The organism is Desulfuromonas thiophila (genome assembly GCF_900101955.1).
GTDB lineage: Bacteria > Desulfobacterota > Desulfuromonadia > Desulfuromonadales > Desulfuromonadaceae > Pseudodesulfuromonas > Pseudodesulfuromonas thiophila.
In genome coordinates, this window is sequence record NZ_FNAQ01000001.1 from 69,476 (window position 1) to 90,702 (window position 21,227).

A 21,227-nucleotide genomic window follows, 5' to 3' on the forward strand; every position below is an offset into this window, starting at 1 on the left:
TGTTATCCCTAGAACCTGACGGAGCCTGATCCGGTGGACAAGATTCGCATTCGTGGTGGCCGCCCCCTGCGCGGCACGGTTACGGTCAGTGGCGCCAAAAACGCCGCCCTGCCGCTGTTGTGCGCCTGTCTGCTGGCGCCGGGCAACCACCAGCTGGATAACGTGCCGCAGCTACGCGACATCCGTACCACCCTGGAATTGCTCGGCCTGCTGGGGGTGCGCAGTCGGCAGGATGGCCACCGGATCGAACTCAACGCCGATGCCATTGAAAACGCCGAGGCACCCTACGAGCTGGTGCGTACCATGCGGGCCTCGGTGCTGGTGCTGGGGCCGCTGCTGGCACGGCTGGGCTATGCCCGTGTCAGTCTGCCGGGCGGCTGCGCTATTGGCGCCCGGCCCATCGATCTGCACCTGAAGGGCCTCGAAGCCCTGGGCGCCGAGATCCGCCTTGATCACGGCTATGTCGAGGCCCGCGCCGACCGGTTGCGTGGGGCGCGGATCTATCTGGATATTCCCACCGTTGGCGGAACCGAAAACCTGCTGATGGCGGCGACCCTGGCCGAGGGTCACACGGTGATCGAGAACGCCGCCTGTGAACCGGAGATTGTCGATCTGGCGGCGGCCCTGACGCAGATGGGCGCCCGCATCGAGGGCGCCGGCAGCGATACCATCCGCATCGATGGCGTCACCCGTCTGCAGCCCATGCGCCATCGGGTGATGGCTGACCGCATCGAGGCTGGCACCTTTCTGGTGGCGGCGGCCATGACCGGTGGCGAGGTGCTGGTGCAGGGAGCCGAGCCCGCCTGCCTCGACGCGGTGCTGAGCAAGTTGCGTCAGTGCGGTGCGCTGGTAGACTGTCGGCCGGACGGCATCGCCGTGCAGGGGCCGGACGTGCTGGCGCCGCTGCAGATTCGCACCGGGCCCTATCCGGCCTTCCCGACGGACATGCAGGCCCAGTTCATGGCGCTGCTGGTACGTGCCCAGGGCGCCAGCGTCATCACTGAGAATGTGTTCGAGAACCGTTTCATGCACGTCTGCGAGCTGCAGCGACTGGGGGCGCGGATTCGCATCGATGGCCGCCAGGCGCTGATCGAGGGCGTGCCGGAACTGCTCGGTGCGCCGGTGATGGCCACCGATCTGCGCGCCAGCGCCTGTCTGGTGCTGGCGGGCCTGGCGGCCGGCAATACCACCGAGGTGTCGCGTATCTACCATCTGGATCGCGGTTACGAGCGGCTGGAGGACAAGCTGCGCCAGCTCGGCGCCGATATCGAACGGTTGCCGGCGGACTGATGCTCCGGCGCCACCGGCGCCCTGACAAGGAGACCCATGAGCGATTTCATCACCTTCGCCCTGCCCAAGGGCCGTATCATGCAGGATTCGATGGCCCTGTTCGGCCAGATCGGCATTACCTGCCCGGAAATGGACGGCGGCAACCGCAAGCTGGTGTTCGAGAATGCCGCCGATGGTTACCGCTTCATGGCCGTGCGTGCCACGGACGTGCCGACCTATGTCGAATATGGCTGTGCCGATATCGGCGTGGTCGGCAAGGACACCCTGCTGGAGCAGAACAAGGATCTCTACGAGCCGCTTGACCTGAAGTTCGGTTACTGCCGGCTGGTGGTGGCCGAGCCCAAGGCCCTGCGCCAGAACGATGATCCGGGCAGCTGGTCGAACATTCGCGTGGCCACCAAGTACCCCAATGTCACCGAGCGCTATTTCGCCGCCAAGGGCATCCAGGTGGAGCTGATCAAGCTGTATGGCTCCATCGAACTGGCGCCGCTGGTGGGTCTGTCCGAACGCATTGTCGATCTGGTGTCCACCGGCGCCACCCTGCGCGATAACGGCATGGTCGAGGTTGAAACCATCGCCGAGATCACCACCCGGCTGATCGTCAACCGCGCCAGCCTGAAGACCAAGCACGCGCGCATCCGCCGCATCATCGATGCCCTTGAAGGGGTCATCGGCGACGAGGCGCGCATTTCGCCCTGAATCCGGCGCGGCCGCCGCGATCCCGGCCGGCCGCTCAGCCACAAGGAGCGCCATGATTCCGATTCTGCGTTTTTCCGCTGAGGATTTCGCCGCCCGTTTCGCCCGCATCGAACAGCGGGCCGAAGCCATGCCGGCTGGTGTCGAGGCGACGGTGCGGGATATTCTGCGCGCCGTGCGCGAGCGCGGCGATGCCGCCGTCTGTGACTATACCCGCCAGTTTGACCGCCTCGATCTGACGGCCGACGGGCTGGAGGTCCGTGCGGCCGAGATCGATGCCGCCGTCGCCCGGGTGACGGCGGAGGATCTGGCGGCGCTGCAGCTGGCCGCCGACCGCATCGCCGCTTACCACCGCCGCCAGAAGCAGGAGACCTGGCTGTCCACCGACGAGGACGACATTCTGCTGGGTCAGCTGGTCCGGCCGCTCGATCGTGTCGGCATCTATGTGCCCGGTGGCAAGGCGGCCTATCCCTCGTCGGTGCTGATGAACGCCATTCCGGCGCGGGTGGCCGGCGTAAAAGAGATCATCATGGTGGTGCCCATGCCGGGCGGCGAGGTCAATCCCCATGTACTGGCGGCGGCCCGTCTTGCCGGCGTGCAGCGCATCTTCCGCATCGGCGGCGCCCAGGCGGTGGCGGCGCTGGCCTATGGCACCGCGACGGTGCCGAAGGTCGACAAGATCACCGGGCCGGGCAATATCTACGTCGCCACGGCCAAGAAACAGCTGTTTGGCCTGGTTGATATCGACATGATCGCCGGACCGAGCGAGATTCTCATCGTCAACGATGGCAGCGGCAATCCGCGTCATCTGGCGGCCGATCTGCTGTCGCAGGCCGAGCACGATGAACTGGCCTCGGCGGTGCTGGTCACCACCTGTGCCGCCATGGCCACGCAGGTGCAGGCCGAGGTCGCGCGCCAGCTGAATGAACTGCCGCGCCAGGCCATCGCCCGCAGCGCCATCGAACAGTTTGGCGCCATCATCGTGGCCGCTGACCTGCCCCAGGCGCTGGATTTCTGCAACCGCATCGCGACGGAACATCTGGAACTGGCCGTGGCCGAGCCCTTCGCCCTGCTGCCGCAGGTGCGCCATGCCGGCGCCATCTTCATGGGCCATCACACGCCCGAGGCGCTGGGTGACTATCTGGCCGGTCCCAACCACACCCTGCCGACAGGCGGCACGGCGCGGTTTTTCTCGCCTCTGTCGCTGGATGACTTTGTCAAGAAATCGAGCCTGATCTGCTGCAGCGCCGCCGGCCTGAAGCGGCTGGGGCCGCAGACGGTGCGCATCGCCGGGCTGGAAGGGCTCGACGCCCATGGCCGCTCGGTGCAGCTGCGGCTGGATGATCTCAACGCCTGAGGAGGCCCCATGGCAACACAACGCTGCGCCCGGATCGAACGCCAGACGGCGGAAACCCGTATTGAACTGAGTCTCTGTCTCGACGGCAGCGGCCAGGCCGATATCGTCACCGGGGTGCCTTTCATGGACCACATGCTGTGTCTGCTGGCCGGTCACGGCTTTTTCGATCTGCAGGTGCGCGCCAGCGGCGATACCGCCGTCGATGATCATCACACGGTGGAGGATCTCGGCATCTGTCTGGGTGAGGCCTTCCGCCAGGCGCTGGGCGATAAAAAGGGCATCCGCCGCTATGGCCAGTGTCAGTTGCCGATGCATGAGGCCCTGGCCGAGCTGGTGCTCGATTTCTCCGGCCGGCCTTATCTGGTCTATAACGTTGAGCTGCCCAAGGCCAAGGTCGGCACCTTCGATATCGAACTGGTGGAGGAGTTTCTGGTGGCGTTCTGCAACCATGCCGGCGTCAACCTGCATGTCAACCTGGCCTACGGCCGCAATCTGCACCACATCATCGAGGCCATTTTCAAGGGCCTGGGCCGCGCCCTGGACGCGGCGACGGGCTTCGATCCGCGTATCCAGGGGGTGCTGTCCACCAAGGGCCGGCTGGAGTAGGGCATGATCACCATTGTCGATTACGGCATGGGCAATCTGCGCAGCGTGCAGAAGGCCTTCGAGCATCTGGGCTTCAGCGCCAGCGTCAGCGCCGATCCGCGCGTCATCGAACGGGCCGAACGGCTGGTGCTGCCCGGTGTCGGCGCCTTCCGCGATTGCATGGCGCAGCTGCGCCAGGGAGGCTTCATCGACCCGATCCGCCAGCATGTTGCCAGTGGCCGGCCGTTTCTCGGCATCTGCCTGGGCATGCAGGTGTTGTTGAGCCGGAGCAGCGAGTTCGGCTGCCATGAGGGTCTGGGGCTGATCGCGGGCGAGGTGGTGCGTTTTCCCGCCGATCTGCGGCAGGACGGCGCCGCCCTCAAGGTGCCGCACATGGGCTGGAACCGGCTGCGCCTCCAGCGCGACTGCCCGCTGCTCAAGGGCGTGGCCGACGGCAGCTACGTCTATTTCGTCCATTCCTATTATGTGGCGCCGCACGATCCGGCGGCGGTGCTGACCACCACCGATTACGGTGTGGAATTCTGTTCCGCCCTGTGGCGCGACAATCTGATGGCGACCCAGTTCCACCCGGAAAAGAGCCAGGCGGTGGGTTTGCGCATTCTGCAGAACTTTGGAGAACTTTAAATGCTGGTGATTCCCGCGATTGACCTCAAGGGTGGCTGCTGTGTGCGGCTGGAACAGGGCCTGATGGACAAGGACACCGTCTATAACGACGATCCGGCGGCTCAGGCGCGCAGCTGGCAGGAGCAGGGTGCGGAACTGCTGCATCTTGTCGATCTCGATGGCGCCTTCGCCGGTGTGCCGAAAAACCGCAACGCCATTGCCGCCATTGTTGCCGCGCTGCAGATTCCGACTCAGTTGGGCGGCGGTATCCGCGATCTCGAAACCATCGAAGCCTATCTGCGCCTGGGGGTCACCCGGGTGATTCTCGGCACCGTGGCCAAGGAGAATCCCGCCCTGGTGGCCGAGGCCTGCCGGCTGTTCCCCGGCCGCATTGTGGTGGGTATCGACGCCAAGGAGGGCCGGGTGGCCGTGCGCGGCTGGGCCGATGTGACGGAAAAACGCGCCACCGAGCTGGCCCGTGAGATGGAAGGGCTGGGCGTCGAGGCCATCATCTACACCGATATCGCCCGCGACGGCATGATGCAGGGGCCGAATCTGGAGGCGACCGCGGCCCTGGCCGATGCCATTCGCATCCCAGTCATCGCCTCGGGTGGTATCTCCAGCCTGCGTGATATTGAAAATCTGCTGCCGCTGGAGGCGCGCGGTGTCTGTGGCGCCATTACCGGCAAGGCCATCTACAGTGGTGCCCTCGATCTGCGCCAGGCCATCGCCCTGACCCGCAGCGCCACCGCCGGGGCTGGTCGATGCTGACCCGTCGCATCATCCCCTGCCTGGATGTCAAGGATGGCCGCGTGGTCAAGGGCGTTCAGTTTGTCGGTCTGCGCGATGCCGGTGATCCGGTGGAGGCGGCCATGGCCTACGACGCCCAGGGCGCCGACGAGCTGACCTTTCTCGATATCACCGCTTCCAGCGACAAGCGCGGCATCATTCTCGATGTGGTGGCGCGCACCGCCGAATGCGTTTTCATGCCGCTGACTGTTGGCGGCGGCGTGCGCGAGATCGCCGACATTCGCAATCTGCTCAATGCCGGCGCTGACAAGGTGTCCATCAATACCGCCGCCGTGCATCGGCCGGATTTTGTCCGTGAGGCCGCCGAACGCTTTGGCAGCCAGTGCATTGTGGTGGCCATCGACGCCCGGCGCGTGCCGGACAGCCAGCCGCAGCGCTGGGAGGTGTTCACCCACGGCGGTCGCAACGGCACCGGCATCGACGCGGTGGATTGGGCACGGCGCATGGAGGCCTATGGCGCCGGTGAGATTCTGCTTACCTCGATGGACTGCGACGGCACCAAGAACGGTTACGACCTGGCCCTGACCCGGGCGGTGAGCGACGCCGTCACCATTCCGGTCATTGCCTCCGGCGGTGTCGGTAATCTTGAACATATTCGCCAGGGCCTTGACGAAGGCGGCGCCAGCGCGGCGCTGGCGGCCAGCATCTTCCACTTCCGTGAATACAGCATCGCCGAATGCAAGGACTACCTGCGCCAGCACGGCGTGCCGGTGCGACTGTGATTGCGGTGATTGATTTCTGCCATAGGAGCCGGTGATGTCTCTGCTGGAACAGCTTAAATTCGACGCCCAGGGCCTGCTGCCCTGCATCACTCAGGATGCCGCCACCGGCGAGGTGCTGATGCTGGCCTATATGAATGCTGAAGCGGTTGAAAATACGCTTAAAACCGGCAAGGTGCATTACTACAGCCGGTCGCGTGGCCGCCAGTGGCTCAAGGGCGAATCCTCCGGCCATTTTCAGCTGGTGCGGCAGATCCGTTACGATTGTGATGGTGACTGCCTGCTGATCCAGGTTGAGCAGATCGGTGCCGCCTGTCATACCGGCCGCCACTCCTGTTTCTATTCGCGCTGGGACGGCGACCAGGTGGCCATTGAGGGTGCTCCCACGGTTGACGCCACGGCGCTCTATGCCCGCACGGACATTCTCGACGCGGTTTACCATGTCATTCAGGATCGGCGCCGCAATCCGACAGAGAAATCCTATGTTCACAGTCTGTTCACCAAGGGACTGGACAAGATTCTCAGCAAGGTCGGCGAAGAGGCGACCGAAACGGCCGTGGCCGGCAAGGGCGGTGATCGCGACGAGCTGATCTATGAACTGGCCGATCTGCAGTTTCATCTGCTGGTGCTGCAGGCCTGGTACGATCTGCCGCCGGAGCGGGTCTATGCGGAACTGCGCCGCCGTTTCGGCCAGTCCGGCATCGAGGAAAAACAATCGCGAACCCAATAACGCCGGCCGGCCCACCGGCCGCCGCAGGAGAGAGCTCATGAGTTTGCAGGAGCAGTTGAACGACGCCATGAAGGAGGCCATGCGGGCCAAGGAAAGTCTGCGGCTCAATACCATCCGCATGATTCGCACGGCGGTAAAGAATGCCGAGATCGATCAGCGGCGGTCGCTGGAAGACGCCGAGATCATCGCTGTCATGGCCACCCTGGTGAAGCAGCGGCGCGAGTCGGCCCAGATGTACCGCGACAACGGCCGTACCGACCTGGCTGAAAAAGAGGAACTGGAAATCGCCGTGGTGCAGCAGTTTTTGCCCCAGCCGCTGACGGATGCCGAGCTGACCGCCCTGATCGAGCAAACCGTCACGGAACTGGGTGCCAGTTCGCTGAAGGATCTGGGCGCGGTGATGAAGGTACTCAGCGAGGCCACTCGCGGTCGCGCCGAGGGTCGCGTGGTCAGCGAACGGGTGCGCGCCCGCCTGGGCGCCTGAAGCATCCGCGGGAGATAACGCGTGGCGATGAACAGCCTCGATCTGGTGCTTCTGGTCATTCTGACCCTGTTCGCCCTCAAGGGAGCCCTGCGCGGTCTGTTGCGCGAGGTCTGCTCGCTGGTCGGTCTGCTGGCGGCGACCCTGGTGGCCAGCAGCTTTTACGCGCCGCTGGCCAGCCAGCTGCAGCAGTGGTTGCAGTTGCCGCTGCTGTTGTGCGTGACGCTGGTGGTACTGCTGCTGTTCCTGCTGACCATGGCGTTTTTTGCCGCTCTCGGGGCGTTGCTGTCGCGCGTGGTGCGGCTGCTGTTTCTTGGCTGGTTCAACCGGGTGCTGGGCGCCCTGTTCGGGCTGACCCAGGGATTGGTGCTGCTGGCGCTGGTGCTGTACGGTCTGGCCCAGATCCCGCTGCCCGAACTGGTCCAGCCGGCCTTCCGCCGGTCGCAGCTGCGGCCGGCCTTTGTCGATCTGGGAGAAGATCTGCTGCGCCATGGTCGTACCGTCCTTGAACAGCGGCGCTGACCGGCCGCCCGAGCGGTTGCGCGACAGCAGCCTGCGGGCGCTCGAATTCGACAAGCTGATCGACCTGCTGGCCACCTTCACGGTGACGCCGCCGGGGCGTTGCTTTGTCGAACGGTTGCGCCCGTTGCGCCCGCGTATCGAGGTCGAGCCGGCGCTGCAACGGGTGATGGAGGCGCGCGCGCTGCTGGAAGCCCAGGGCGCGCCGCCGCTGGGCGGCAGTGCCGATCTGGCCGCCATTCTCGATCAGAGCCGGGCTGTCGGCAGCTTTCTGCCGCCGGCAGCGCTGCTGCTGGTGGCCGACAGCGCCGAGGCTGCCCAGGCCTGCCGTCGTTATTTCGGCAACGTCGGGCAGAGTCCGCTGCTGGCTGAACTGGCGAGCGGGCTGGAACCGCTGCCGGACTTGAGCCGTGCCATCCGTCGCAGTATCGGCAGTGGCGGCGAGGTCCGCGACGAAGCCTCCTGGCAGCTGGCCGATCTGCGTCAGCAGAGCAAAAATCTGCGCCAGAGCCTGCGGACGGCCCTTGAAAGCCTGTTGCAGCGCGGCGATCTGGCCGGCGCCTTTCAGGATCAGATTGTCACCGAACGCAATGGGCGCTATGTGGTGCCGGTGCGGGCCGATCACCGGGGCCAGGTCAAGGGTTTCATTCACGATGAATCGGCCAGCGGCCAGACCCTGTTCATTGAGCCGGAGCAGGTGCTTGAACGCAACAATCAGCTGCAGTCGCTACTGCGTGCCGAACAGCGCGAGATCGAACGCATTCTGCTGGCGCTGGCCGAGCAGGTACGGCAGCAGCGCGCCGCTCTGGCGGCCAATCAGGCCCTGCTGGCACAGCTTGATGGCTGCGCGGCCCTGGCCCGCTTTGCCCGCCTGACCGATGCCGTGGCGCCGCAGCTGACCGACAAGCGTCAGCTGGAGCTGGAGCAGGCCCGCCATCCGTTGCTGTTGCTGCAGCTTGATGGCACGCCGCGCAGTCAGCCGGCCGTCGCCGTCGATCTGCGGCTCGGGCGCGACAGCGACACCCTGATCATCAGCGGGCCCAACACCGGCGGCAAGAGCGTTGCCCTCAAGACCCTGGGCCTGCTGTTTTTGATGGTGTCGGCTGGTATTCCGGTGCCCTGCGCGCCGCACAGTCGGGTCTATCTGTTCCGGCGGGTGTTCGCCGACATCGGTGACGCCCAGAGTATCGAAAGCGACCTGTCGACCTTTTCCGGCCATCTGGTGCGTCTGCGCCGCATTCTGCGGGCGGCCGACAGCCAGTCGCTGGTTCTGCTCGACGAGGCCGGCACCGGCACCGATCCGGCCGAGGGTGGCGCTCTGGCGCTGGCGGTGCTCGATCATTTGCGTGGTTGTGGTGCCCGCACGGTGGTCACCACCCATCTCAATCTGATCAAGGGCTACGCCTATCTGCATCCGCGGGTACAGAACGCGGCGGTGGAGTTCGATCCTGATACCCTGGCGCCGACCTATCGGCTGCACTATGGTGTCCCCGGATCGAGCAGCGCCCTGACCATTGCCCGCCGGCTGGGACTGCCGGCCAGGGTCTTGCAGCGGGCCGAGGAGTACCTGGGCAGTCAGGAGCGCGACAGTCTGGCGGTGGTGGAGCGCCTTAACGCCCTCTACAGTGAACTGACCGGTCAGCGCGAGGAAACCGCCCGCCTGCTGGGGCAGGCACGGTTGGAACGTGACAAGCGCCGTCAGCTGCTGGAGGCCTTCGAGCGCCAGCGTGGCAGCCTGCTGGAGCGGGCGCGGCGCCAGGCTGAACAGACCGTAAGCGAGACGCGCCAGAAGATGCGTGAGCTGCTGCGGCAGGCGCGTGAGCTGGGCGCTGCGGGTGGGCGGGAGCAGGCGGCGCTGATGCAGCAGCTGCACCAGCAGGCGGCCGAGTTGCGGCCGCTGGCCAGCCCGGCGCGGCAGGCGCCGGCGCCGCAGGAGCTGAAAGCGGGCGAACTGGTGCGGGTGGTGGCGCTGGATGCCGAGGCCGAGGTACTGCGTTGCAGCGGTACGCAGGCGGAACTGAGTGTGCAGGGCAAGCGCCTGCGGTTGCCGCTGACGGCGCTGGAAGCCTTCCGCCCCCGCCGCTTTGCCGCCAGTGGCGCGCCGGTGCGGGCCCGCCGGCCGGAAGGCCGCGACGACTTCAGCCCCCAGATCAACCTGATCGGCTGCCGGGTGGAAGAGGCCCTGCCCCAGGTCGAACGGCTGATTGACGACGCCTTGCTGCATAACTGGCGCCAGGTCAGCGTGGTGCATGGCCACGGCAGCGGTGCCTTGCGCCAGGCCATTCAGCAACTGCTGGCCGGCCATCGGGCGGTGACGGCTTTTCATGCCGCCGACACGGCCCAGGGCGGTACCGGCGTTACCCTGATTGAACTGGGTGACGCCTAGCCGGGATGGTGCACAAGTCCCGTCGAGGGTTTTTGCACCGCTGCCCTTTGCTGGTAGGCGCGAAGGCGGGCGCCAAAGGATCATATGACTGGCCGTATCCCCGAGCATCTGATCGAACAGATCCGTGAGCAGACCGACATTGTCGAGTTGGTGGGGGAATACGTCCAGCTTAAGCATTCGGGCGACAACCATCTGGGGCTGTGTCCGTTTCATCAGGAAAAGACGCCGTCATTCAACGTCAACGGCAGCCGGCAGATCTTCCACTGCTTTGGCTGCGATGCCGGTGGCAACGTGTTCAGTTTTCTGATGCGCATGGAGGGGCTGAGCTTTCCCGAGGCGGTGCGGCGGCTGGCGGCGCGAGTCGGTATCGCCATCGAAACCGACCAGCCCTCGCCGCGCCAGCGCCAGGAACAGCTGCTGCGCCAGCGGCGGCGTGATCTGCTGGAACTGGCGGCACGCCATTACCGCCAGCAGCTGGCCGATCCGGCACAGGGCGCGGCGGCACGCGACTACCTTGCGCGGCGCGGTTTCAAGCCGCCGGTGATCGAGCGTTTTGGCCTGGGCTATGCCGGGCCGGCCTGGGACGGTCTGGTGCGGGCGCTGACCGCTGCCGGCGCCGATCTGGCTCTGGCCCGCGAACTGGGCCTGATCCGGCCGGGGCGGGAAGGGCGGGGGGATTACGATCTGTTCCGTGCCCGGCTGCTGTTTCCGATTGGCGATCTGGCCGGACAGCCGCTGGCCTTTGGCGGCCGGCGGCTGGACAATGAGCTGCCCAAATACATCAACTCGCCCGAATCGCCGCTGTACCGCAAGAGCCAGACCCTCTATGGCCTCTGTCAGGCCAAGGCGGCCATGCGGCGCGAACGGCGGGTGGTGGTGGTGGAGGGCTATTTCGATGTGCTGGCCCTTTCCCAGGCCGGCATCGAAGCGGTAGTGGCCACCTGCGGCACGGCCTTGACGGAGGAACACGCCCGCCTGTTGCGGCGCTATGTCGACCGTGTGCTGTTGCTGTTCGATCAGGATGCCGCCGGCCAGAAAGCCGGTCTGCGCGCCCTGCCGCAGCTGCTGGCGACCGGTTTGCAGGTGCAGAGCCTGCGCCTGCCGGCCGGCGATGACCCCGATTCCTGTGTCCAGCGCGAGGGCGCCGCAGCCTTCGAACAACGATTGGCGCAGGCCCAGTCGGCTCTGGATGCCGAAATGGAGCGGCAACTGAGCGCGGCTTCTTCGGCCGAGGCGCAGTCCCGTGCCATCGAGGGGCTGCTGACGTTGATCCGGGCCGTGCCGGGTGCTATCGAACGTGCCCTGCATCTGCAGGCATTGGCGCAACGCAGTGGCTTGCCGCTTGAGCTGCTGCAGCAGCAGCTGGAGGCGCCGGCACCCGCAGCGGTCACGCCAGCGCGCACGGAGCGGCCCGCCGGCAGCACCCCGTCGCCGCCCCCACCCCCACCGGACGAGGAGCCTCCCTGGCTGGCGGCCGCCGCTCTGCCGCCGGAACCGCCGGAGGATTTGCCGCCGCTGGCGGCGCTGCCAGCGCCGGCGCCGGTGCCGGTGCCGGACAAGATCCAGCTGTGGTTGCTGCGCCTGCTGCTGCAGGAAAAAAACCTGGCCGGGGCGGTGCTGCAGGAAGGGATCGACCAGCTGTTTGCCGCGCCGCCGGCGCGCCAGCTGGCTGCGGCGCTGATTCAGGCCGGACAGCAGGGGGAGGATGCCCGATCCCTGCTCGAACAGCTTGGCAGCGGTGAGGAACTGCGCCCCTGGTGTCGCCAGTTGCTGGCGGACGGCGCGCCGCTGCACGAGGATGTGGAGAAGAGTTTTGCCGACTGTCGCCAAGCGGTGCGTCAGGGCCAGTTGAAGCAGCGCCGCAGTGCGCTGCACGCGCAGATGCGCGAGGCCGAAGCCCGGGGTGACAGCGCGCAACAGATGGCCTGTCTGCAGGAGCTGACCGAAATCAATCGGCAGCTGAAAAATCGCAACGGCATGTCAGAATAAAGAGCGGCACAGGGCCGCTCGACGGGAGATGACAGACTATGGCGAAAAAGACCAAAGAAGAAGAATTTCAGCAACTCATCGAAGCCGGCAAGGAAAAAGGCTATCTGACCTACGACGAGGTCAATGACGCCCTGCCCGATGAGATGATCGCCTCGGCCCAGCTCGAAGATGTCATGACCATGTTCGGCGAGATGGACATCGAAATCATCGACGCCGAGCCCAAGGAGATTCTGCTCAACGATGCCGATGTCGAGGACAGCGACGAGGAGGAAGAGCAGGACGACAGCGGCAATCCGCTGGAAGCTGGTGTCATCGGCCGGACCAGTGATCCGGTACGGATGTATCTGCGCGAAATGGGACAGGTGGCGCTGCTGACACGCGAGGGCGAGGTCGAAATTGCCAAACGCATCGAGGAGGGGGAACATCTCATCACCCGCGTGGTGCTGCGGACGCCCATCGCCCTGCAGGAGGTGGTGCGGCTGGCTGAGCAGCTGCAGCGCGACGAGATCGGGCTGCAGGATATCAGCCGCGACTGTGACGAGGATGGCAGCCCGGAGGACGCGGAAAGCACCCGCGAGCGGGTGCAGAGCCTGCTGCAAAGCCTGTGCGACAAGAAACAGCAGCTCGACGCGCTGCTGGACGCGCGGCAGGAGGCCAACGCCGCCGGCAAAAAAGAGCTGCAGCCGCAGATCGATGGCCTGCGTTCCGAGCTGCAGGATCTGATGCGCCAGCTGCGGCTGAAGGATGCCGTGGTGGCCAACATCACCGAGCGGCTCAAGGAGCTGGCCGAGCAGGTCAAGAAGGGCCTTAAGGAAGTGGCCAGCTGCGAAAAGAAACTCGGTTGTGATCACAAGGAGATCCGCCGCCAGCTGCGCCGGCTGCACAAGGGCGACGACGAGGCGGCTGAGGTTTCCGCCGCTTTGGGCAAAGGCGTCGAGGAACTGCTGGTCATTGAAAAACGCCTCAAGGGTGCCCAGCGCCGCTTCAAGAAGGTTGAGGATGAAAGCGGTTTTGGCGCCGAGGATCTGGTCGAGGCGCTCAAGGAGGTGCATCGTGGCGAGTGGAAGGCCCGCTCGGCCAAGACCGAGCTGGTCGAGGCCAATCTGCGGCTGGTGGTGTCCATCGCCAAGAAGTACACCAATCGCGGCCTGCAGTTTCTCGATCTGATTCAGGAGGGCAACATCGGCCTGATGAAGGCGGTCGACAAATTTGAATACCAGCGCGGCTACAAGTTCTCCACCTACGCCACCTGGTGGATTCGTCAGGCCATCACCCGCGCCATTGCCGACCAGGCCCGCACCATCCGCATCCCGGTGCACATGATTGAAACCATCAACAAGCTGATCCGCACCAGCCGCCAGCTGGTGCAGGAGTTGGGGCGCGAGCCGACACCGGAGGAGATTGCCGAGCGCATGGAGCTGCCGCTGGAGAAGGTGCGCCGGGTGCTCAAGATTGCCAAGGAGCCCATCAGTCTCGAAACCCCCATCGGTGAGGAGGAGGATTCCTCCCTCGGCGATTTCATCGAGGACAAGGGCGCCGTGTCACCGCTGGAGGCCGTCATCAAGAGCAACCTGTCCGATCAGACCGCCGAGGTTCTCTCGACCCTCAGCCCGCGCGAGGAAAAGGTATTGCGCATGCGCTTCGGTATTGGCGAGAAATCGGACCACACCCTCGAAGAGGTCGGCCAGGATTTCAACGTCACCCGCGAGCGTATCCGCCAGATCGAGGCCAAGGCGCTGCGCAAGCTGCGCCACCCCAGCCGGGCCAAGCGTCTGCGCAGCTTTGTCGATACGCCCTGAGGCCGCCCGCTAAAAAAGGCTTGACCTCTGAGTTTTGGTGCGATATAAATAACACCCTTTACAGCAACTGACGCGGGGTGGAGCAGTCTGGTAGCTCGTCGGGCTCATAACCCGAAGGTCGGAGGTTCAAATCCTCCCCCCGCAACCATCATACAGAGAAAAAGCCGCCTGATGCCTATGCATCAGGCGGCTTTTTTGTGTGCAAGACGGAAATCGCATTTTCGGCTTGCGTCGTTGAAAAAGCCCCGGATGGGACGTTTTCAACCTCTTGTTAGGGTGTCTGCGGTGCCGCCTGGCGCAGATCGGTGTTTATCCGAGGAGCGGCCTGCGCCACCTCGAAGGCTGTCCTGCGGTTCTGCAGGTTGCTGAGCATCTGGGCGATTTCCCCGGCGCTGACGGGGGTGCTGTAGAGAAAGCCCTGCGCCTCGTCGCACAGGTGTTCGCGCAGAAAGGCCAGCTGTCCCAGGGTTTCGACCCCTTCGGCAATCAGATTGAGTTGCAGGCTTCTGCCCATGGCGAGAATGGCGGCGGTCAGGCTGGCGCAGCGTTCGCTTTGTTCGAGGTCCTTGATGAAAGCGCGGTCGATTTTCAGCGAGTGAACCGGGAAGCGCTTGAGATAGGCCAGGGAGGAAAAGCCGGTGCCGAAATCGTCGATGGCCAGATGAATGCCCAGCTCGCGAATCTCGCCCAGCAGGGTGCGGGCAGCCTCGGGATTCTGCATCAGAATGGATTCGGTGATTTCGATTTCCAGCAGCTCCGGCGCCAGGCCGGTTTCGCTCAGCAGGGTTTTGAGCTGCAGCAGCAATTCACGGTTCTGCAACTGGTGGCCCGAGACATTGACCGCCATGCGCACCGGCGGCAGGCCCTGTTGCAGCCAGGCGAGGCATTGCTGGCAGGCCTGGCGCAGCACCCACAGGGTCAGGTCACCAATGACGCCGGACTCCTCGGCCATGGGAATGAAATCGCCCGGCGGCACTTGGCCCAGTTCGGGATGCTGCCACCGCAGCAGCACCTCCACCGAGTCGAAGCCGCCGGTGTCCAGGCGTACCTTGGGCTGAAAACGCAGTTGCAATTCATTGCGGTCAAGGGCCTGATGCAGGCCATTGATCATGGCCAGGCGGTTTTTGATTTCGCTGCCCAGCTGCGGCGAATAGAACTGGAAACCGTTACCGCCGCGGGTCTTGACGCTGTACAGGGCATCCCCGGCGGTTTTAATCAGCGCATCGACGCAGCTGGCGTGTTGCGGAAACAGACTCAGGCCAATGCTGGTGGTAATGAACAGTTCCTGGCCGGCGATCGGCAGTGGTGCGGCGATTATGCGGCGGATTTTCTCCAGCACCTGTTCGACGGCCAGCGGTCCATCCACCTGCAGAAACAGCACGACGAACTGGTTGCCGGCCAGCCGGCCGACCAGATCGGTTTCCCGCACCGACTGGTGCAGCCGTTTGCTGAAGGCTTCCAGCAGCTCATCGCCGTTTTCGTTGCCCAGGGTTTCGTTGATGATTTTCAGATGGTCGATGGAAAACAGCGCCAGTGCCAGCTGTTGGTGGTAACGTTGCGCCAGCCGCGCCGCCTGGCTGGCTGCCTCGGTGAAGCTGTGGCGGTTGCGCAGGCCCGTCAGACGGTCGTGGTTGGCCAGGTAGTGCAACTGCTGATCGGCAGCGATCTTTTCCGACAGGTCGCGGCCAACCAGCCAGTGCAGCTGTGGTTGGCCGGAACGGTCGCTGCTGATGCGGCAGTCGACCTGGATCTCGCCGCCCTGCCGGTCGCGCAGCAGCAAGACGGTCGGTTCAAAAGGGGCCGCCACACCCAGCAGGCAGGTACGGTTGTGCCACAGCTGCTGCTGCGACGGAGCCAGCAGGGCCTCCATCGCGGCCGGCAGCGGCTCATCGGCCGCCAGTCCGAGACGCTGGCGGCCGATCTGGTTGAGATAGTGGATGCGCTGGTCGTCGTCGAAGGCGATGATCAGGTCGCAGGCGTTGTCCATGAACTGGCGCAGCCGCTGTTGCTGGCGGTTGATTTCACCGGACTGGTGGCTGAGCGAGCGGCGCGAAACACGGCAGATGAGAGCGGCCGCCAGCAGAATGGCAATCAGGCTGGCCGCCAGCGCCAGCTGCTGCGCCAGACTGAAGGTGGTGGCCGGAGCGCGCACCAGCAGCAGCGAAAAGGCCAGACCACAGGCCAGCAGCAACAGCACCAGCAGCCAGCGGATGCGGTTGATCTGGCGCAGATCGTAGCGTGGTGGCGCCAAGGCATTTGGGCTGACGGACCGAGACATAAATTTAATCTCCTTGTGAAGAAAAAATTCATGCTAGAAAGATTTCGCGCTGCTGTAAACCGCTAAACCTTTGGCAGCTCTAACAAGCTGAAATTCTTTTTCAAAAAAGGGGAAAAAGTGTCAGCCCGCTACAGGCGCAGAGGGGCCGTCGGGCAGGGCAGGGGTAATCGATTCACGGAGGGTATCATGAACGTATCACAGCAAGGTGCTGACCAAACCCCTGTCCGGCTCTACGGCCCGGTGCCGTCGCGCCGGCTGGGACGCTCGCTCGGGGTTGATCTGGTGCCGTACAAGGTCTGTTCCTACGACTGCATTTATTGTCAGCTGGGCCACACCAGCGAGCTTACCGCCGAGCGGCGGGAATATGTCGATGCCGCCGCCGTGCTGGCACAGCTGCGCCAGCGGCTGGAGCAGGGACTGTGCTGCGACTACATCAGTCTGGCCGGTTCCGGCGAGCCGACCCTTAATAGCGGCTTGGGCTGGCTGCTACGCCAGATCAAGGCGCTGACCCGGCTGCCGCTGGCGGTTATCACCAACGGCTCGCTGCTGTGGCGCGCCGATGTGCGTGAGGAGCTGCTGGTGGCCGACCTGGTGCTGCCCTCTCTCGATGCCGGCGACGCGACCCTGTTTGAGCAGGTCAACCGGCCCTGTGGCGCCATCGATTTCGAGCGCATGGCGGAAGGACTCATCGCCTTTCGGCGCCAGTATCGCGGTGCCCTGTGGCTGGAGGTGCTGCTGCTTGACGGGCTCAGCGATACGCCCGAACGTGTCGCGCCCATCGCCGCCTGGGTCGAGCGTATCCGCCCCGACCGGGTGCAGCTCAACAGCGCCGTGCGGCCCACGGCCGACGCCGCTGCCCGGCCGCTGTCGCCGGCGCAGCTGCAGGCCCTGGCGTCCCTGTTTACGGCTCCTGTCGATATTCTGACCGCGCCGGCCGCCGCCCCTGTTTCCAGCCCGGACAGCTCGGCCGCCAGTGCCGCCAGTCTCTCCGTGCTGGCCCTGCTGCAGCGGCGGCCCTGCACCTGTGCCGACATCGCCCGTGGCCTTGGCCTGGCACCGCAGCAGGTCATCAAGCTGCTTGATCCCCTGCTGGCCACCGGCGTGCTGCACAGCTGTCAGCGCGCCGGACAGACCTTCTATCAGGCCAGCGCCGCCGGCCGCTAGCGCAATCCGCTGCGGCTGAACAGGAACCCGGTTGCGCTGTCAGACAAAGGTGCCGGCGGCCATCCCGCCCCTGACCAGGGGAGAGCCGGGGAGGGGTTAAGGGCCGCACGGCGGTTACCGGGACAGGTCAGCGGAGGGAACGTCTTTTCACCACGGGGCCACCGATGTTTCACGCCAATCGCTCTGAGGGATGACGGCATTCACGAGCGGTTAAACACCTCTTTGGGCGATCCCAGCCGGCAATGACGGTTCGCCAGTCAGGCCCGTGCGCTGCTTAGCCACTTGCGCAGCCCGTCGGCGCCGAAAATCAGGGGAATGCCCAGCCAGGCCAGCAGATAGATCGGCCAGGCCACCGGACCGGTGCCGAGCAGCCGCTGCAGTGCGGGGACATAGAGCAGCGCCCAGGAAAAAAGGATCTGCACCAGAATGCCGAGCAGCATCAGACGATTGCGGACAAGGCCGCGATCCAGGCCTGAACGCCGGTCGAAGCGGCGACCAACCAGATTGCCGATCTGCATCAGCAGGATGGTGGCCAGAGTGATGCCTGTGGCGGAACGGTAAAGCGGATCGGTAGCGGCCAGTTCCTGGCCGAACTGCCAGCCGCCGGTGTGAAGAACGTAAAAGAACAGACCCAGCGACCAGACGGCTTCGAGCAGACCGAGGAACAGATAGCTGTGAACCACCAGTGCGGGGCTGAGCAGCTGGAAATCCCGGCCGCGGGGTGGTTGCTGCATGATTTCCGGGTCTGGCGGTTCCTGCCCCAGGGCCATGGAGGGCAGAATGTCGGTGCCCAAATCAATGACGAGAATCTGGATGACGCTCAGGGCCAGCGGAACCGGCAGCAGGATATAAAGCAGATAGGGCAGGATTTCCGGCCCGTTGCTGACCAGCACATAGTTGGTGAACTTGCGCATGTTGTGGAAGACCGTGCGGCCTTCTTCAATGCCGGCGACGATGGAGGCGAAGTTGTCATCCAGCAGAATGATCTGGGCCGAGGCGCGGGCGACATCGGTGCCGCTCAGACCCATGGCGATGCCGATATCGGCGGCCTTGAGCGCCGGCGCGTCGTTAACGCCATCGCCGGTCATGGCCACCACCTGGTCCTGATTTTTCAGAGCCAGGACGATTTTCATCTTCTGCCCCGGACTGGTGCGGGCAAAGATGCGCACGCCCCGCTGTAGGACGTCCTCCAGTTCGGTGGTGGAGAGCTGTTCCAGCTGCTGGCCGGTCAGGATCTCTTCGTCGGACGTGTCGGGCGGCACGATGCCGCAGCTTCTGGCGATGGCCAGGGCTGTGGCGGGGTGATCTCCGGTGATCAGAATCACCCGGATGCCGGCTTCGCGGCAGCGGTTCAGCGCCGCTGGCACCTCAGGTCGCAGCGGGTCTTCGAGGGCCAGAAAGCCGCCGAGGCAGAGATCCTGTTCCAGGGTGTCCTGGGTGGTTTCTGCCGTCGGCGCCGCCGGCAAGGACCGTCCGGCCACGGCCAGCACCCGATAGCCACTGTCGGCCAGCTGGCGCATGACGGCGTCGGCCTGCCGGAGCTGTTCTTCAGTCACGGGCGGATCATCGGGGCTGCCCTGGTCCAGATGGCGCAGCAGCGGTCGGATGCTCTCCCAGGCGCCTTTGACGGCGAAGGTCGCCTGCCCGGCGATGCGGTCGCAGCCGGCCGAGCGTTTCTTTTCGACATCAAAGGGAAAGAATTTGCGGTCGGACCAATCGCTGGCAAGAGACAGATTCTCCGCCCGCGCCTGCTGGGCGATGGCGATATCAACCGGATCGCCCCGGTCGTGCTGATCCACCTGCTGGATGTCGCTGGCGCACAGGGCCCAGTGCAGCAGGCGGGCGCGCTGGTCGTGGTCAGCCAGCGCGGTGGTGGCGAGGGGACCGCACAGGCGGGCGATGGCCAGACGGTTCTGGGTCAGGGTGCCGGTTTTATCGGTACAGATGACCTGGGTGGCACCCAGCGCCTCGACGGCATTGAGGCTGGTGACCAGCACGTTTTTACGCGCCATGCGCAGGCTGCCCATGGCCAGGGCCAGGGTGAAGGTGGGTAGCAGGCCTTCGGGCACATTGGCGACAATGATACCAACGGCGAAGATCAGATTGCCCCACAGCGGCAACCCGCTGAAGATGCCGTAAAGAAAGAACGTCAGGCCCAGGCCCAGGGCGATGCGGGTCAAAATCCGCACCATATGGGCTGTCTGTCGCTCCAGCGGTGCGATTTCCCGGCGAACGGCCTGGGACAGGTAGGCCAGCTTGCCGAATTCCGTCCGTGAACCGGTGGCGAATACCACGGCTTCGCCGTTGCCGCGCAGGACCAGACAGCCGGCGAAGGCCAGATTGCGGCTCTCGTTCAGGGGGCTGTCGACCGGCGCGGCCGTGAGGGCCAGAGGGTTGGCCTCCCCGGTCAGCGGCGCGTTGTTGACCACCAGCCCCTCGACCCGCACCAGCCGGACATCGGCCGGGACGCGATCTCCTTCCTGCAACAGCAGTAGATCACCCGGAACCAGCTGCTCGGCCAGCAGGCTGTGGATGCGATTGTCGCGCCGGACCTCGACCTTGGCGGGCAGAAATTCCCGCAGGGCTTGCATGGCTTTTTCGGCGCGGTATTCCTGGCCGAAGCTGAACAGGGCGTTGAGCAGGGCGACTCCGGCCAGCGCCTGGCCCAGCAGGCGCATACCCTGGCCCGGCTGGAGGTATTCGGCAATACCGCAGAGAAGCGCGGCGGCGAGCAGCAGCAGGGTGAAGAAGTTGGTGAACTGGCGCAGCAGGCTGCGGCCCAGTCGCCAGCGGTCACGGACTTCAACGGTATTGCGGCCCACTTCGCGCAGGCGCTCAAGGGCTTCAGCCGCCGTCAGGCCTGTTGGGCGGCTGCCCAGGCTGCTGAATACCTGGTCGGTTACAAGATGCTGAATCTGGACGCGTCGGTTCATGGCTCAGGGTAGATTCCGACATCGCAGGGCGTGTGGCGCAGGATGGTTTCAAGAGCCCGGCGCTGCAGAACCCGGCGGATCAACGCACGCCTTGGCAGACCCAGCAGCAGCAGTTGGCTTTTTAGTCGATGGGCCTGCAGCAGAACCTCCTGTGCCCAGTCGCTGGTGAGTGTAACCCGCTGGTCGCAGCGCAGTGGCAGCGGGGCAAAGGTTGTTTCGAGTTTTTCACGGATGCTGGCCAGCTGGTGGTGTCCTTTGTGGCGGAGCTCGTCTTCCAGGGTCGCGCTCAGACAGACATGGCGCAGCCGGTTGACCGTTACAGCCTGAAACAGGTGGAGAACGCCGAGTTGCGGCAGCAGATGGCGGATGAGGGGCTCGAGCGGGCTCAGGCTGCAGTGGGGTGGCGTCAGGGGCAGCAGCAGGCTTTGCGGGCTGCCGAGCAATCCCGGCTGAACGATGCGCAGCGCCAGAACCGGGCCCTGGCTATTGCGCAGCAGTGTTTCGGCAACGCTGCCGGTCAGAAAACCCTGCTGGCGTGGTCTGAAGCGGGTGCCGCACAGCAGTAGCCGGGGCGGGCCGGATGGCACGGCCTGCAGCAGGCTGTGCGCCACCCCGTGACGCAGACGGAGCACTTCCAGCCGGCATGATACTGCCGCTGCGGCCCCCTCCTGTTCCAGCCGCTGCCAGCGGCTGGCCAGCCGTTCGGCCGGGATGCGGCCATCCCTGACATGCAGCGCCAGCAGCTGGCGGTCCTCTTCAGCGGCAGCGAAGTGCAGGGCATAGCGGGCGAGCCAGTCGCCATAGATCGAACCATCGTGTGCCAGAAGAATCATGGCGTCGCTCCCGCCAGGGGGTGAAAAAGTCGCC

General features: G+C 65.0%; 17 protein-coding genes and 1 tRNA gene. 15 read left to right on the plus strand and 3 right to left on the minus strand.

Annotated features, from left to right (window positions below):
* Positions 1-33: 33 nt before the first annotated feature.
* From murA to BLR80_RS00370, 14 genes are all read left to right on the plus strand, one after another.
* Positions 34-1,290 carry a UDP-N-acetylglucosamine 1-carboxyvinyltransferase gene (gene murA / locus BLR80_RS00305; protein ID WP_092075223.1) on the plus strand — a complete coding sequence of 419 codons (1,257 nt, stop codon included), beginning with the start codon at positions 34-36 and terminating at the stop codon, positions 1,288-1,290.
* Between the two features lie 36 nt (positions 1,291-1,326).
* Entirely contained in the window at positions 1,327-1,989 is a 663-nt protein-coding gene (hisG, locus tag BLR80_RS00310; RefSeq protein ID WP_092075224.1) for an ATP phosphoribosyltransferase, read from the plus strand.
* Positions 1,990-2,041: 52 nt separating this feature from the next.
* Positions 2,042-3,343 (plus strand): histidinol dehydrogenase, encoded by a 1,302-nt coding sequence (gene hisD, locus BLR80_RS00315; protein ID WP_092075225.1) that lies wholly within the window; start codon positions 2,042-2,044, stop codon positions 3,341-3,343.
* A 9-nt stretch (positions 3,344-3,352) separates the two neighbouring features.
* Positions 3,353-3,949, plus strand: a complete 597-nt coding sequence (gene hisB, locus BLR80_RS00320) for an imidazoleglycerol-phosphate dehydratase HisB (protein WP_092075226.1) — start codon at positions 3,353-3,355, stop codon at positions 3,947-3,949.
* A 3-nt stretch (positions 3,950-3,952) separates the two neighbouring features.
* Positions 3,953-4,573: an imidazole glycerol phosphate synthase subunit HisH gene (gene hisH, locus BLR80_RS00325; RefSeq protein WP_092075227.1), complete on the plus strand. Its 621-nt coding sequence runs from the start codon at positions 3,953-3,955 to the stop codon at positions 4,571-4,573.
* Entirely contained in the window at positions 4,574-5,323 is a 750-nt protein-coding gene (hisA, locus tag BLR80_RS00330) for a 1-(5-phosphoribosyl)-5-[(5-phosphoribosylamino)methylideneamino]imidazole-4-carboxamide isomerase (protein ID WP_092075228.1), read from the plus strand. It begins immediately after the preceding gene.
* Entirely contained in the window at positions 5,317-6,084 is a 768-nt protein-coding gene (hisF, locus tag BLR80_RS00335) for an imidazole glycerol phosphate synthase subunit HisF (RefSeq protein WP_092075229.1), read from the plus strand. Before hisA ends, hisF begins: the two co-directional genes overlap by 7 nt.
* A 34-nt stretch (positions 6,085-6,118) precedes the next feature.
* Entirely contained in the window at positions 6,119-6,811 is a 693-nt protein-coding gene (hisIE, locus tag BLR80_RS00340; protein ID WP_092075230.1) for a bifunctional phosphoribosyl-AMP cyclohydrolase/phosphoribosyl-ATP diphosphatase HisIE, read from the plus strand.
* A 37-nt stretch (positions 6,812-6,848) separates the two neighbouring features.
* Positions 6,849-7,295: a GatB/YqeY domain-containing protein gene (locus BLR80_RS00345; RefSeq protein WP_092075231.1), complete on the plus strand. Its 447-nt coding sequence runs from the start codon at positions 6,849-6,851 to the stop codon at positions 7,293-7,295.
* 27 nt (positions 7,296-7,322) lie between these two features.
* Positions 7,323-7,814, plus strand: a complete 492-nt coding sequence (locus BLR80_RS00350; RefSeq protein WP_092075232.1) for a CvpA family protein — start codon at positions 7,323-7,325, stop codon at positions 7,812-7,814.
* Positions 7,783-10,197 carry an endonuclease MutS2 gene (locus BLR80_RS00355; RefSeq protein WP_245691261.1) on the plus strand — a complete coding sequence of 805 codons (2,415 nt, stop codon included), beginning with the start codon at positions 7,783-7,785 and terminating at the stop codon, positions 10,195-10,197. Before BLR80_RS00350 ends, BLR80_RS00355 begins: the two co-directional genes overlap by 32 nt.
* An 84-nt stretch (positions 10,198-10,281) precedes the next feature.
* Complete coding sequence (dnaG, locus tag BLR80_RS00360; protein WP_092075233.1) at positions 10,282-12,186, plus strand: DNA primase; 1,905 nt, start codon at positions 10,282-10,284, stop codon at positions 12,184-12,186.
* 38 nt (positions 12,187-12,224) lie between these two features.
* Positions 12,225-13,985 (plus strand): RNA polymerase sigma factor RpoD, encoded by a 1,761-nt coding sequence (gene rpoD, locus BLR80_RS00365; protein WP_092075234.1) that lies wholly within the window; start codon positions 12,225-12,227, stop codon positions 13,983-13,985.
* 71 nt (positions 13,986-14,056) lie between these two features.
* Positions 14,057-14,133, plus strand: a tRNA-Met gene (locus BLR80_RS00370).
* Between the two features lie 123 nt (positions 14,134-14,256).
* Here the strand turns inward: BLR80_RS00370 and BLR80_RS00375 are convergent.
* Positions 14,257-16,263 (minus strand): putative bifunctional diguanylate cyclase/phosphodiesterase, encoded by a 2,007-nt coding sequence (locus BLR80_RS00375; RefSeq protein ID WP_092075235.1) that lies wholly within the window; start codon positions 16,261-16,263, stop codon positions 14,257-14,259.
* A 186-nt stretch (positions 16,264-16,449) separates the two neighbouring features.
* On the opposite strand from BLR80_RS00375, the gene BLR80_RS00380 reads away from it, so the two are divergent.
* A complete protein-coding gene (locus BLR80_RS00380) occupies positions 16,450-17,427 on the plus strand; it encodes a radical SAM protein (RefSeq protein WP_092075236.1) in 978 nt (325 codons plus the stop codon).
* A 257-nt stretch (positions 17,428-17,684) separates the two neighbouring features.
* Here the strand turns inward: BLR80_RS00380 and BLR80_RS00385 are convergent, their stop codons facing one another.
* Positions 17,685-20,360 (minus strand): cation-translocating P-type ATPase, encoded by a 2,676-nt coding sequence (locus BLR80_RS00385; RefSeq protein WP_092075237.1) that lies wholly within the window; start codon positions 20,358-20,360, stop codon positions 17,685-17,687.
* A complete protein-coding gene (locus tag BLR80_RS00390) occupies positions 20,357-21,193 on the minus strand; it encodes a universal stress protein (RefSeq protein WP_092075238.1) in 837 nt (278 codons plus the stop codon). Before BLR80_RS00390 ends, BLR80_RS00385 begins: the two co-directional genes overlap by 4 nt.
* Positions 21,194-21,227 lie beyond the last annotated feature (34 nt).